General features: G+C 72.2%; 13 protein-coding genes. 10 read left to right on the top strand and 3 right to left on the bottom strand.

Going from position 1 to position 13,297, the window contains the following annotated elements; genetic code table 11:
• Positions 1 to 85: 85 nt before the first annotated feature.
• From ACZ7GX_RS16325 to ACZ7GX_RS16360, 8 genes are all read left to right on the top strand, one after another.
• Entirely contained in the window at positions 86 to 781 is a 696-nt protein-coding gene (locus ACZ7GX_RS16325) for a hypothetical protein (protein ID WP_498777329.1), read from the top strand.
• A gap of 395 nt (positions 782 to 1,176) precedes the next feature.
• Complete coding sequence (locus ACZ7GX_RS16330) at positions 1,177 to 2,562, top strand: S8 family serine peptidase (RefSeq protein ID WP_498777331.1); 1,386 nt, start codon at positions 1,177 to 1,179, stop codon at positions 2,560 to 2,562.
• Positions 2,563 to 2,697: 135 nt separating this feature from the next.
• On the top strand, positions 2,698 to 3,819 hold the full coding sequence (locus tag ACZ7GX_RS16335; protein WP_498777333.1) for a hypothetical protein: 1,122 nt from the start codon (positions 2,698 to 2,700) through the stop codon (positions 3,817 to 3,819).
• A gap of 364 nt (positions 3,820 to 4,183) precedes the next feature.
• The gene (locus tag ACZ7GX_RS16340; protein WP_498777334.1) at positions 4,184 to 5,113 is read left to right on the top strand and encodes an ABC transporter ATP-binding protein; all 930 of its coding nucleotides are present in this window, start codon (positions 4,184 to 4,186) and stop codon (positions 5,111 to 5,113) included.
• Positions 5,106 to 5,966, top strand: coding sequence for an ABC transporter permease (locus ACZ7GX_RS16345; RefSeq protein WP_498777335.1), 861 nt, complete (start codon positions 5,106 to 5,108; stop codon positions 5,964 to 5,966). Before ACZ7GX_RS16340 ends, ACZ7GX_RS16345 begins: the two co-directional genes overlap by 8 nt.
• On the top strand, positions 5,963 to 6,874 hold the full coding sequence (locus tag ACZ7GX_RS16350; protein WP_498777336.1) for an ABC transporter ATP-binding protein: 912 nt from the start codon (positions 5,963 to 5,965) through the stop codon (positions 6,872 to 6,874). Before ACZ7GX_RS16345 ends, ACZ7GX_RS16350 begins: the two co-directional genes overlap by 4 nt.
• On the top strand, positions 6,871 to 7,587 hold the full coding sequence (locus ACZ7GX_RS16355) for an ABC transporter permease (RefSeq protein WP_498777338.1): 717 nt from the start codon (positions 6,871 to 6,873) through the stop codon (positions 7,585 to 7,587). The genes ACZ7GX_RS16350 and ACZ7GX_RS16355 overlap by 4 nt, the downstream gene beginning before the upstream one ends.
• An 86-nt stretch (positions 7,588 to 7,673) precedes the next feature.
• The gene (locus tag ACZ7GX_RS16360; RefSeq protein WP_498777340.1) at positions 7,674 to 8,189 is read left to right on the top strand and encodes a hypothetical protein; all 516 of its coding nucleotides are present in this window, start codon (positions 7,674 to 7,676) and stop codon (positions 8,187 to 8,189) included.
• A gap of 18 nt (positions 8,190 to 8,207) precedes the next feature.
• Here ACZ7GX_RS16360 and ACZ7GX_RS16365 read toward each other — a convergent pair whose 3' ends face one another.
• Positions 8,208 to 9,776 carry an MFS transporter gene (locus ACZ7GX_RS16365; protein WP_498777342.1) on the bottom strand — a complete coding sequence of 523 codons (1,569 nt, stop codon included), beginning with the start codon at positions 9,774 to 9,776 and terminating at the stop codon, positions 8,208 to 8,210.
• A gap of 107 nt (positions 9,777 to 9,883) precedes the next feature.
• On the opposite strand from ACZ7GX_RS16365, the gene ACZ7GX_RS16370 reads away from it, so the two are divergent.
• Both ACZ7GX_RS16370 and ACZ7GX_RS16375 read left to right on the top strand, forming a co-directional pair.
• Positions 9,884 to 10,480 carry a helix-turn-helix domain-containing protein gene (locus tag ACZ7GX_RS16370; protein ID WP_498777344.1) on the top strand — a complete coding sequence of 199 codons (597 nt, stop codon included), beginning with the start codon at positions 9,884 to 9,886 and terminating at the stop codon, positions 10,478 to 10,480.
• Between the two features lie 95 nt (positions 10,481 to 10,575).
• Complete coding sequence (locus ACZ7GX_RS16375) at positions 10,576 to 11,433, top strand: class I SAM-dependent methyltransferase (protein ID WP_498777346.1); 858 nt, start codon at positions 10,576 to 10,578, stop codon at positions 11,431 to 11,433.
• A 32-nt stretch (positions 11,434 to 11,465) separates the two neighbouring features.
• On the opposite strand, the gene ACZ7GX_RS16380 is transcribed toward ACZ7GX_RS16375, so the two are convergent.
• Both ACZ7GX_RS16380 and ACZ7GX_RS16385 read right to left on the bottom strand, forming a co-directional pair.
• Entirely contained in the window at positions 11,466 to 12,140 is a 675-nt protein-coding gene (locus tag ACZ7GX_RS16380) for a class I SAM-dependent methyltransferase (RefSeq protein WP_498777348.1), read from the bottom strand.
• The gene (locus tag ACZ7GX_RS16385; RefSeq protein WP_498777352.1) at positions 12,137 to 13,285 is read right to left on the bottom strand and encodes an ABC transporter substrate-binding protein; all 1,149 of its coding nucleotides are present in this window, start codon (positions 13,283 to 13,285) and stop codon (positions 12,137 to 12,139) included. Before ACZ7GX_RS16385 ends, ACZ7GX_RS16380 begins: the two co-directional genes overlap by 4 nt.
• Positions 13,286 to 13,297 lie beyond the last annotated feature (12 nt).

Raw genomic sequence — 13,297 nt, forward strand, 5'->3', positions numbered from 1 at the left:
GAGTCGATGCGTCCTGTGTGGACGATGCGTCCTCCGCCGCCTCCCGACCGGACGATCAGCTCTCGCGTGAGGATGTGAGGATTCGATGAGGCGTTTCGGCAGAGTGGTCGTGCCGGTGCTGGCGGGCCTGCTCGCGGGCCTCGTGACGTGGCCGGGCGCGGCGCAGGCGGCGGCCGGCCCGCCGGTGGTGGCCCCGCCGACCGGCACCGTCCGGGTGCACCTGCTGGTCCCGTCCGACGTGCCGCACGACCAGCGCTACGTCGACGGCATCACCAGGGTGATGGTGGAGGCCCAGCGCTACTACAAGCAGGAACTGGGCAAGACGTTCCGGCTGAACACCCCGGTGGTCGAGGTCGTCACCGGCGAGCGCGTCCGCAGCTGGTACGAGAACACGCCCAACGGCTCGGACCGCTACTGGTGGACGGTGTTCAACATGCAGCAGGAGCTGATGCGCCGGCTCGGCCTCGGCGCGCCGGACCGCCGGTGGCTCAACGTCGGCGAGATCCGCGCGGAGGGCCCCGGCGCGGGCGGCGGTGGCGGCAGCGGTTGGGTGATCCTGTCCGGGCACGACGCCGACGGCGCGGCGGGCGTCAACGGTCCGATGAACCGGTGGTACGGCGGCATGGTGCACGAGCTCGGGCACGCGTTCGGCCTGCCCGACTCCCGCTACACCGACGGCACCCCGATGTCGGCGTCCTTCTACGACTACCCGAACACGCACTTCAACCAGAGCCAGAAGAACGCCATCCTCAACGGCCCGTACGGCAGCTTCCTGTACTGACGCCGGGCCACCGGGCACCACCGCACGCCGCTGGGCGCCGAGCATCCCGCAACCGGGGTGCGACCCGCGCTCCGGTGCCGCGCGCCGTCCCACGCCTCGCCGGCCGGGCGGTCCACCGCCGGACCTCCGGGTCGTTCGCCGCCATCGCGTTCAGCCCAGCCTCATCCCTGCGCTTCCACCAAGAGGTCTCCGTGTTGAAGAACTCGCGAACGACCGGTTCACGACGCCGGGCGCGCACCACCGCCGTCTGGCTCATAGCGGCGCTCTCGTTGGCGTCCGCCACGCCCGCCCGAGCCGCCGGGCCGGGCGCACCCACGTCCGAAGACCGTTACCCGGCAACGGAAAAGCCGATCTCAACCGTCCTCACCGAGAACGACTCGCGTGAGCACGTGCACGTGAAGTTCGCGGAAGGGACCCAGGTCCGACTGCGCAACGCCGAGTTGACGTCGGCCGCGGGCGCGGACCTCTCGGCGGTCCGGAACGTGCTGCGGTCCGGCTCGGTCTCGGCGGTGCGGCGGCTGTTCACGGCGTCGGAGGAGGCGTTGCGGACGTTCACCGACCAGGCGGCGGCCCGCTCGGGTCGCGGGCAAGCCGACCTGAACCTGTGGTACCGCCTCGACCTGCGGCCGGGCACGGACCCGGCCGCGGTGATCGACGCGCTCAACGCGCTGCGCGAGGTCGAGGTCGCGTACGCCGAACCGCTCGCCGTGCGACCGCCGATCGCGCCCGACTTCACCCCTCGCCAGGGTTACCGCTCCGCCGCCGGCAGCGGCGGCATCGACGCCGACTACGCGCGGACGATCCCCGGCGGCACCGGCGCGAACGTGCGCGTGGCCGACATCGAGTACGCCTGGAACTTCGCCCACGAGGACCTCTCCAAGCTGCGGGCCCCCGGCGTGTTCGTCCGCAACGGCACCGCGACGGACCCGTTCAACGACAACAACCACGGCACCGCCGTGGCGGGCATCCTCGTCGGCGACGTCAACGCGGGCGGCGTGACCGGGTTGGTCCCGGACTCCCCGATCCACGTCACGAACGCCGCCAACGCCGAGCGCGGTTGGGACGTCGCGAACGCCGTCATCGTCCTGGCCCGCGCGCTCCGGCCCGGTGACGTGCTGCTGATCGAGCAGCAGACGTCGGGTCCGGCCGGCTGCACCGGGTACGTCGCGCCCGAGTGGGTCCCCGCGATCTACGACGCGATCGTCGCGACCACGTCCTCGGGCATCACCGTGGTCGAGACGGCGGGCAACGGTTCGATGAACCTGGACAACCCGTGCTTCGGCAGCAGGTTCCCGCGCGGCAAGCCCGACTCCGGCGCGATCATCGAAGGCGCCGGTGCCGCTCCCGGGTGCGGCACCGCCCGCACCCGGCTGAACTTCTCCACCTACGGCAGCCGCATCGACGTCCAGGGCTGGGGAAACTGCGTGGTGAGCACCGGGTACGGGAGCCTCTACAGCAACGGCGCCAACGCCTACTACACGGCGACCTTCGGCGGGACGTCCAGCGCCGGTCCCATCGTGGCGGCGGCCGCGGCCTCCCTGTCCAGCATCGCCGAGCAGCGGGGCGTCACCCTCACCCCCGGCCAGGTGCGCGCCATCCTGAAGTCCACCGGAACCCCGCAGGTGAACCCCGGCACCGGGAACATCGGCCCCCTGCCGAACCTGCGCGCCGCGATCGCCGCCCTGCCGACAGGTGGCAACCAGTCACCGGCCACGTCCACCGCCGGGACACCGGACGGGGCCCCGGCCGGCCACCGCTCCACCGCGATGGCGCCCAGGTGAGCACGTCGTCCGGCACGTGACCGCGGGCCACCGCTCCGTCCCGGCGCGCCGCCTCTCCACCCCGCACCGACCGGCCGTCGCCATCCGGCTCGGCCCACGCGCGACCCTGCCCGACCTCCGGAGGTCCCAGTGTCCATGAAGAAGCTCCTCGCGGTGATCGCCTCCGGCGTGATCTCCGCGTCCGTCCTGGCCTTGCCGGGCCCGGCTGCCGCGAGCACCCCCGCCCCGGTCGCCGCCCACACCCTCGACGACCACGACCACGCCGATAGCGCGGCGCCGCACTCGCACGGGCAGTCGGCTGCGGACCGTTGCCACCACGCCGGCGAGTTCGCGCCCATGGCCGGGCTGGGCGAGCGCGTGTGCTCGTTGGGCAACGGCCAGTTCAAGGTGCGCACGGCGCACGGCGACCGGGTGACCCACTTCGACGCCCCCCTGGCCAAGGACAAGGGCGTTCGGGACGAGGTGACGTCGTCGGCGGTCATGCCCCTGGCCGCGCGTGCGCACCACTGCGCCACGGACTCGTACCGCATCCAGCTCGTGTACCTGATCCCCGCCGGTGCGCCCGACGCGTCGGCCACGATGGTGCCGCTGATGAGGCAGCACTTCCTCGACTCCAACGCCATGGTGTCCAACCGCGCCGCGCAGTACGGCGGGGACCTGGCGTTGCGCGTCGCGTGCGACTCCGCGGGCCAGCCGGCCGTCCGAGTCCTGCGCAGCAGCCACAACAACAGCGCCATCAGCGCCATCGACCAGGAGGTCGCGCGCCAGGGCCAGCGGATCACCGGTCAGGACAACGTCGTGTACTGGGGAGACGGTGGTTGCGGCGGCGGCGTCGCCTACGGCAGCGGTGACACGCGGCCCGGCGTGGAGAACGGCGTCAACAACGCGCCCGGCATCGCGGTGGTCTACGGGCGGTGCCCGTTCACGTACATGCTGCACGAGCAGGGGCACTCGATGGGCGCCGTGCTGCCGAACACCCCGAACAGCTCGGGCGCCGGTCACTGCAACGACGACGCCGACGTGATGTGCTACAAGGACGACGGCCCGCGCTCGGGCAACTACCGCTCGAACGTGTGCCCGTCCCCGAACGGCAACCTGGACTACTACTGGGACTGCAACGTCAACGACTACTTCCACCCGAACCCGCCCGCCGGGTCGTTCCTCGCGACGAACTGGAACCTGGCGAGCTGCAACAACCGGATGGTGTACCGGTCGAACTGCGGCGCGACCCCACGGACGGTCCAGCTCCCGTCGTAACCGCTCCACCCGGCACCACCCACGACCGCCCGGTCGTGAGCCGGCCGAGCACGACGAACCCCTTTCACCGTGCGGCGGAAGGGGTTCGTCGTGCCCGGCGCGCCATCCACCTCGACCCGCGGGTCTTCCGGTCGAGGGACCGTGCGCCGGCCGCCCACATCCTCACCGCCGCCGGGGCGGTCGCGCTCGCGGCGCCCCGAGCCGCAGGGGTGGCGTCGGTGTTGTCGCCCCTCGCACGCCGACCCGGCCGAGGCCGAATCGATGCCGGGACCGCTCGGGACGGCCGACCCTTAGGGGTCGGGAGGCCACCGGTCTCAGGGTGCGGCCGGATGTGGCGGGTGGACGGCGGCCGTAAGGTCCTCGTGTGCCACTCATAGAGACCGCCGCGCTGGGAATGCGCTACGACGGCAAAGTGACCGCGCTGGCGGATCTGACGTTGGAGATCGAGGCTGGGGTCGTCGGCCTGGTCGGGGTCAACGGCGCGGGCAAGACCACGCTGATCAAGCTCGCGCTGGGCCTGCTCACGCCCACCAGCGGGCGGATCCGCGTGCTCGGGCTCGACCCGATCGCGGACGGGGAGCAGGTCCGGGCGAAGGTCGGCTACATGCCCGAGCACGACTGCCTGCCGCCGGACATGGTCGCCGCCGAGTTCGTCACGCACATGGCGCGCGTCAGCGGCCTGCCCGCGGCGGCGGCGCGGGAGCGGGCGTCGGAGACGTTGCGGCACGTGGGCCTCTACGAGGAGCGCTACCGCCGGATCGGGGGCTACTCCACCGGCATGAAGCAGCGGGTCAAGCTCGCCCAGGCGCTGGTGCACGACCCCGAACTGCTGCTGCTCGACGAACCCACCAACGGGCTCGACCCGGCGGGCAGGCGGGCGATGCTCGACCTGGTGCACCGCATCGGCACGGAGTTCGGCATCTCGGTGGTGGTCTGCTCGCACCTGCTCGGCGAGATCGAGCGGATCTGCACGTCGCTGGTCGCCATCGACGCGGGCACCCTCCTGCGCTCGGCGACGCTGTCGTCGATGACCGAGCACAACGACCTGCTCGTCGTCGAGGTCGACGAGGGCGCGGAACGGCTGGCCACCGCGCTCACCGCCGGGGGGCTGGACGTGCGCCGGCAGAACCGCGTGCTGACCGTCCGCCTCGGCGAGGACGACGGCGCGGTGTACGACCTCATCCGGGACGCCGTCGCGGACCTCGACCTCTCCCTGCACCGGCTCGAACGGCAACGGCACCAGGTCGCCGACCTGTTCCGCGACCGCCCGGCCCAGGAGGTGTCCCATGCCTGAGTCCGGCGTCATCCACGACATCGGCTACCAGCGCTACACCGGCCCGAGGCTCGGCCCCGGCCACTCGGCCCGCGCGCTGTACGTGCACAGCGTCCGCAGAGCCTACGGCCTCGGCCGCAGCCCGTGGGCGAAGGTGCTGCCGATCGGGCTGATGGGCCTGGCCTCCCTCGCCTCGCTGATCATCGTGATCATCAACAGCCAGCTGCCCGAGCCGGTGCTCGACTACGTCGGCATCGCCTCCACCTTCACCTTCGCCGCGGCGGTGTTCGTGGCCGTGGTCGCGCCGGAGCTGGTGTCGGTGGACCTGCGCACGAACCTGGTGCAGCTGTACCTGTCCCGGCCGCTGAGCCGGTCGGGCTACGCGCTGACCAAGGTCGCCGCGCTGGCCACGGCGACGTTCCTGCTGTTCGCGGCGCCCATGCTGATCATGTTCATCGGCATGGCCTTCGGCACCGACGACGGCGTCCCGGGGGTGCTGGAGGAGTTCGGCGGGCTGCTCGTCGGCCTGGTCGCGGCGGTCGTCCACGCCGTGCTGCTGGCGGCGCTGGGCCTGCCGATCGCCTCGCTGTCGGGACGGCGGGTGTTCGCCACCGGCATGATCATCGGCGTCTTCCTGCTCACCGCCCCGATCTCGGCGGTCCTGAGGGAGCTGGACTCCGGCACGATCGGCCGGCTCGCCGGGGTGCTCGACCCGGCGAGCCTGCTCAACGGCGTGGACCAGTGGCTGTTCGGCGCGGACGTCGACCTGGTCTCGATCGGCTCGTTCGGACCGGTGTACGGCCTGGTCGCGGTCGCGCTGGCCGCGCTGGGCACGATGGCCGCGGTGTGGCGGTACAGGGGGATGAAGTCGTGAACACCGTCGAACTCACCGGCGTCTCCCGCTGGTACGGCAACGTGGTCGCGGTCAACGACGTGACCCTGTCGGTCGGCGCCGGGCTGACCGGCCTGCTCGGACCCAACGGCGCGGGCAAGACCACCGTGCTGCACCTGATGGCGGGCCTGCTGGCCCCGTCGCAGGGCGAGGTCGTGATCGGCGGTGAGCCCGCGTGGGCCAACCCCGCCGTGTACCGCAAGCTCGGCCTGGTCACCGAGCGCGAGAGCGTGCCCGGGTTCCTCACCGCGTGGGAGTTCGTCCTCGCGAGCGCCAAGCTGCACAAGCTCCCCGACCCGACGGCCGCCGCCCGCGCCGCGCTGGACGTCGTGGACCTGCGTGACGCGCAGGACCGCCGGATCTCCACCTACTCCAAGGGGATGCGCCAGCGGAGCCGGGTCGCCGCGGCGCTGGTGCACGACCCGGACGTGCTGCTGCTGGACGAGCCGTTCAACGGCATGGACCCCCGGCAGCGGATGCAGATGATGGAGCTGCTCGACGGCATGGCCGCGGCGGGGCGCACCATCGTGTTCAGCTCCCACATCCTGGAGGAGGTCGAGCAGCTCTCCGGCACCGTGCAGGTGATCGTGGCGGGCAGGCTGGCCGCCTCCGGCGACTACCGGCACATCCGGCGGCTGATGACCACCCGCCCGCACGTGTTCACCATCGCCTCCTCCGACGACCGCCTCCTCGCGACCGCGCTGATGGGTGAGCCGTCGGTCTCCGGGGTGAGCCTCGCCGAGGCGGGTCTCCAGGTGCACACGAGCGACTACGGCGCCTTCACCCGTGCCCTGGCCAAGCTCGCCAAGGCGCGGGGCATCCGGCTGACCACGATCCTGCCTTCGGACGAGTCCCTCGAGAAGGTCTTCTCCTACCTGGTGACCACATGAACCCGACGATCATCCGCCTCACGGCGAGGGCGCTGCTCGGCCGCAGGCGCGTGTTGCTGCTGCTCCCCATGCCGATCATCCTGCTCGGGCTGACCCTGCTGAGCGTGAGCAGTGAGGACGATCCCCCGTCCGACTGGGGCCCGCTGGTCTTCTCCAACCTGGGGCTCGCGGTCATCCTGCCGCTGACCGCGCTGATCGTCGGCAGCAGCGCACTCGGCCTGGAGATCGACGACGGCACCATCACCCACCTGATCACCAAGCCGTTGCCGCGCTCGGAGATCATCCTGTCCAAGCTCCTGGTGTCCTGGCTGGTGACCACCACGGCCACCGCCTTGCCGCTGGCGATCGCCGCCCTGATCGCGGGTTCCGGCACGTTGGCGGTCGGCCTGGTCCTCGGCACGGCGCTGGGCGCGTTGGCCTACAGCGCCCTGTTCCTCGCGCTGAGCGTGATGACCAAGCGCCCGGTCGCGGTCGGCCTCGTCTACATCGTGCTGTGGGAGAACCTGCTGGTGTCGTTCGTCGACGGCGCCCGCGTGTTCAGCATCCGCCAGCACGCGACCGCCATCGCGGACGCGATCGGCGACACCCCGCTGATCGCCTCGACGATGTCGGTGCCGACCGCGTTGATCTTGGCGTCGGCGTTCGTCGTGGTGGGCACGGTCGGGGCCACCCGGCGGCTGCGGTCGTTCGCGCTGACGGGGGAGGCGAACTAGACGTTCCTCCGGCGGGATGCGTCGAACGGGGCGAAGAGCGCGGCCCGGTCCGCTTTACTTGTCGTGGCACCGCATCAGGGGGTTCGATGGCCACGGTGAGACACCTGCTGGACCGCCGGTTCAACGGGTACCTGGGGATCAAGCTGCCGCACGAGCTGGACGACGTCGTGGAGTCGGTCGTGGCCGGGTACCTCGACGCGACGCCCGCCGCGCGGCAGGAGATCCTGGACGCGATCCGGCCCCGCGCGGCGGGCGTGCTCTGCGTGTTCGGTCAGCGGATGGCGACGATGGCCGTGCGGACCGACTCGACGGTGCCGCTCTACCGCGGCCTCATCGGGATGGGGATGGCGGAGCGGACGCTGGACGACCCGCGCAACAGCCTCTTCGTGCTGGCGGCGGTCAACCACAGCGCCACGACGCTGGGAACCAGCATCACCCGGGTCGCCACGGACCTGCGCCGGTACCTGCCGGAACCGGCGTTCGAGAAGTTCCTGGCGTTCGACCGGCGCGACGAGCGGGACAAGTCCCTCCCGGCGTTCGCGATGGCCGCGTACGGGTCCGGGGCCGAGTTCCGGTACGGACACGGCCCCACGCAGGCGTGAGCGCGGGGCCGCAGGTCGTCATCCGGCGGCATCGTCCCTGGGATTCTTCGGGCCGCGCACGACGATGTACGCGAACAGCGCGCCCATGACGGCGACGCCCGCCCACATCGCCTGCTGCCAGCCGTCGACGAACGACTGCTGGGCGGCGTGGACGAGCTGCTGCCCGGGCGAGCCGCCGCCGCCCGCGACCTCGACGGCGTTGGCGATGCCCGAACGGGCGGTGTCCGCGGCGGCCCGCGGGACGCCGTGCAGCCGGTCGTCGATCGCGTCGCGGTAGCCGGCGGACACGAGCGCGCCCAGCACGGCGACGCCCAGCGCGGTGCCGAACTCGCGGGTGATGTCGTTGAGCGCGGAGGCGACGCCCTGCTTCCCCCGCGGCAGCGAGCGGGTGATGGCCTCGGTGGACGGCGTCATGGACAGGCCCAGCCCCGTGCCCATCACGAGCATGCCCGGCAGGATGGCCGGGTAGCCGCCGTCCACGGAGACGAACAGCGCCATCAGCACCAGGCCGGCTCCGGCCAGCGCGATGCCCGCGGCCGTGGTCGGGCGGGAACCGACGCGGGCGGCCACCTTGGGCGCCAGGCCGGAGGTCGCCATCATCATGAGGGCCATCGGCATCATGGCCGCCGTCGACAGCAGTCCCGACCAGCCGAGCACCGCCTGGAAGAACGGGAACAGGACCACGGCGATCCCCGCCTGGACGCCGAAGACCACCAGCAGCGTGATCGAGCCGCCGGCCAGGCCGCGCTCCCGGAACAGGCGCACGTCCAGCAGCGACGCGTCCCGGCGGTGCAGCTCCCAGACCACGAAACCGAGGCCGGCGACGAGGCCGACGGCGAGGCCGATCAGCGTCACGGGTGCGGTCCAGCCGCGTTCGGGTCCTTCCTGGAGCGCGAAGACGAGGCCGATGACCGCGACGGTGGAGACCAGCGCGCCGAGGGTGTCGAAGGAGTGGGCCGAGCGCTCACGGGAGTCGGGCACCGATTTCAGCGTCATGCCCAGTGCCACGACGACCAGGGCCACCGGCAGCACGAACAGCCCGCGCCAGTCCGCGACGTCCACCAGGAGGGCGGAGAGGAACATGCCCAGCACGCCGCCGCCTCCCGCGACGCCGGTCCACACGCCGATCGCCTTGCCGCGCTGCCCCTCGGGGAAGGTGGAGGTGATGACGGCGAGGGTGATCGGCATGATCATCGCGGCGCCGACGCCGGCGGCCACCCGGGTCGCGATCATGATTTCGGCGGTCGGCGCCAGGCCCGCCGCGACGTTGGCGACGCCGAAGAGGCCGAGTCCGGCGACCAGCACGGGCTTGCGGCCCAGGCGGTCACCGAGCGCGCCGAGCGGCAGCAGCAGCGCGGCCAGGGCCAGGGTGTAGACGTTGATGATCCACAGCACCGTGCTCTGCGAGGCGCCGAACTCGACGGCCAGGTGGGTCTGGGCGACGTTCAGCCCGGACACCGACGCGATCACGGCCATCAGCGCGACGGAGACGGCGATCAGGATGGCGCGGAGCTGACGCGCGTCCGGTGCGCCGTGCCCACCGCCGGTGTCGGCGGTGGTCTCCTGCGCGGACTGGTTCGTACTCATGGATTCCTCTCGACAACGGCATGGGGGAGGAGCGGCAGTGCGTGCCGATCGGGCCGCTGCCTTCGGACGGTAAGCGCACTTTGCGTCGATGGCATAGCATGTTGCGTATGACGCAAGAAGAAGGCACGCTGGACGGCCTCGTGCGCAAACGCATCCGAGCCCTGCGGGTGGCCCAGGGCCTGTCCCTGGAGGAACTGGCCGTCCGCGCCCACCTCAGCCAGTCCTCGCTGAGCCGCATCGAGAACGGGCAGCGCCGCCTGGCGCTGGACCAGCTCGTCACGCTGGCCCGCGCCCTGGACACCACCCTCGATCAGCTGGTCGAGAACGCCGCCGACGACGTCGTCATCAGCCCGATGGTCCACGGCGCCCACGGTCTGAGCTGGCCGATGAAGGGCGACCCGGCCATGAGCGTCATGCGTCGGCGGCTGACCGAGCCACCGCCCGACAACCCGTCCAGGATGCGCGCCCACCCGGGTCGGGAGTGGTTCGTCGTGCTGTCCGGCACCGCGATCCTGATGCTGGGCGACCGCCGCTTCCGGATGGAGGCCAACCAGGCCGCCGAGTTCCCGACGATGATGCCGCACGCCATCGGCGCGGAGGGCCGTCCTTGCGACATCATGTTCATCTTCGACCGCGACGCCCGCCGCGGCCATCGCGAGACCGACGACCAGCGCGAGAACGGCGACGCGCAAGACGGCCGGTAGCCACACCTTGCGCGGCCCGCAGCACGCCGGGCCATTTCCTTGCGTAATGCGCAAGAGGGTGTGCTTGACGAGCATGAAGCACCTAGCGTGGGGGTATGCCGCAAACACACACCCACGAGCACGGCCACCACCAGCAACGCGGCGCGGACGACGGGCAGGCGGAGATCCTCGACCTGGACGCGGAAGTCCTCGCCGGGCACATCGCCGCCATCACCGAGTGGCTGCCCCTCAAGAGCGGCCCTCGGCGGATCGTGGACCTGGGCTCCGGCACGGGAGCGGGCACCTTCGCGCTGCTCGATCGCTTCCCCGAGGCGCACGTCACCGCCGTCGACGCCTCGCCCGGCCACCTGGCACGGCTGCGGGAGAAGGCGCGTGCCCGTGGCGTGGACGAGCAGGTGCGCACCCTGGCGGCCGACCTCGACGACGCCACCTGGCCCGACCTGGGCACGCCCGACCTCGTGTGGGCCTCGGCGTCGATGCACCACCTGGCCGACCCGGACCACGCCCTGCGGGCCGTGCGCGACCTGCTCGCGCCCGGCGGCCTGTTCGCCGTCGTCGAGCTCGCCGGCCTGCCCCGCTTCCTGCCCGAGGACGCCCCCGCCGACCGGCCGGGCCTGGAAGCCCGCCTCCACGCCGCCACCGACCGCTTCCACGCCGAGCACGTGCCCCACCGCGGCGCCGACTGGGGACCCGTGCTGACCGCCGCCGGCTTCACGGTCGAGGGCGTGCTCACGGTCGCCGTCGACCTCGACGGGTCACGCGACGCGGCGATCGGCCGCTACGCCTCGGAGGTGCTGCACCGCCTCCGCGGGGCCGTCGCCGCGGAGCTCGCGCCGGCCGACCTCGTCGCACTCGACCGGCTGCTCGACCGCGGCAGCCCGCACGGCCTCCTGCGCCGCGACGACCTCGCGTTGCGCACCGAGCGCACCGTCTGGGCGGCGCGCCGCGACTGACGGTCCATCCCGAGCGACAGCCCGGCCCCGGATCAGGCCGGGGCGTTCCAGACCACGCCGCACAGGTAGCGGTCGAGGGAGTCGTCCAAGCGTGCGCCCGGGAAGGCCCGCCGGTAGTGCGCGTGGCACTCGTCGCGCGTGGGCGGGGTGTTCCGGGTCACGTGCTCCAGCCACGTCGGGTGCAGGCGCAGGCGGAGGACGTCCAGGGCCACGGCGGGTGACCGGTGCCGCACGGCCATCATCACCGCCACCCGGAACGCCTGCGCCCGGTGCCACGATGGACCGCGCCCCGGCGGGTTCACCACGTCGATCACCACCAACCGGCCACCCGGTGCGATGAGCGACCGGACGTGCGGCAGGACTCGGCCGTAGTCGCGCACGGCGAAGAGGGTGTTCACCGCCAGCACCAGGTCGAAGCGCCCGTCCCGGTCCGGTGCCACGTCGAACAGGTCCCTGGTCTGGTAGGTGATGTTGGGCCGGGCGTTGTCGGCCTCCGCCAGGGCGATCTCGCGCGCCGCGCCGTCCACCGCCAGGACTTCCGCGTAGCGGTCCGCCAGCAGACCGCTGTACCGGCCCGAGCCGCACCCCAGGTCCAGCGCCCGCGCACCGTCGCCGACGACACCGGTCAGCCACGGCCGGTACAGCAGGTCGGTGACCTCCGCGTACCGTCGGTAGCGGCGGGCCAGGATGTCGAAGTGCGCGGTCACCAGGCGATCGTCGGGTCGACGAACGCGTTGCTCACCAGGGCTTCCGCCGTCAGCCCGGCCGGGACCGCGCGGCGCTTGGCTTCCTGCAACGGCTTCAGGTCCTCGATGAGCTTCGCCACCCGGGCGGTGTCGAAGTCGCCGACGGTCGGCGTGACGCCGTCGTTGCCCAGCCCCAGCCCGCGGATCTGCTCGCCCGCGTACTCGGCCCGCGCGACGCTGTACTCGGTGCCCGCGTTGAGCTCGCGGACCATCCGCACCAACGCCTCGTTGGTCGCCTTCGGCTCCGCCGAGTAGGCGCGCGTGCTGCGCTGCAGGATCGGCACGAGCTTCGTCAGGCACGGGCTCAGCCGCTCGACCTCCGCCGACGACACCGCCAGCGTCTCCGGGTAGATCGGATAACCGCTGTCGTGCACCAGCGCGAAGTCCACCGGCCGCTTCCAGGCGTCGATCTCCCGCTCGTAGCGGTACGGCTCGTTGGTCGCGTACCCCTGCTGCGCGATCGCGCCGTCGGCCGCGACGAACCGGGCCGGCGCGCCGTCGTAGGAGCCGTCCACCTGCGCCTGCTTCAACTGTCCGCTCTGGACCAGGTAGTCCATGTAGGACGCGCCGTTGGCGTACACGACCGTGGTGTCGGTGCGGCCGATGTCGGCGATGGACGCCCAGTCCGGGTGGTGCTCCTTCGACCACATGATCATCTGCGGGCTCTTGTCCAGCGGCGCGAACACCGCCGTGGTCGGGAACGTCCCCGCCTCCTGCACCGCCTCGTCGGTGGCGATGCTGCCCAGCGTGATCGAGGGGTCCGCCGCCATCAGCGCCGACACCCGCTGGAACCCGGTCACCGGTCCGCCCGCGCGGACCTGGAGCCGCACGCCCGTGTCGCGCCCGTCGTCCAGCAACGGCCCCTCGACCGCCTTGCGCTGACCGTCCACGGTGAAACCGCTGCCCAGCAGCCGGTACAGGCCGCCGTGCTCGGCCTGCGGGAACCAGTTCATCTGCACCACGACGGTGTCGGGGCACGTCCCGCGAAGTGACTCGGCGGCGGGGGGCAACGGCTCGCCGCCCTGGCCCGCGTCGGGCGTCGCGCAGCCCGCCAGTAGCAACACCGATAGCGCGAGCAGTGATGACGCACGTCGGGCAGAGGACATGAAGCCCATCTT

It is taken from the genome of Actinosynnema sp. NPDC037264 (assembly GCF_055603705.1).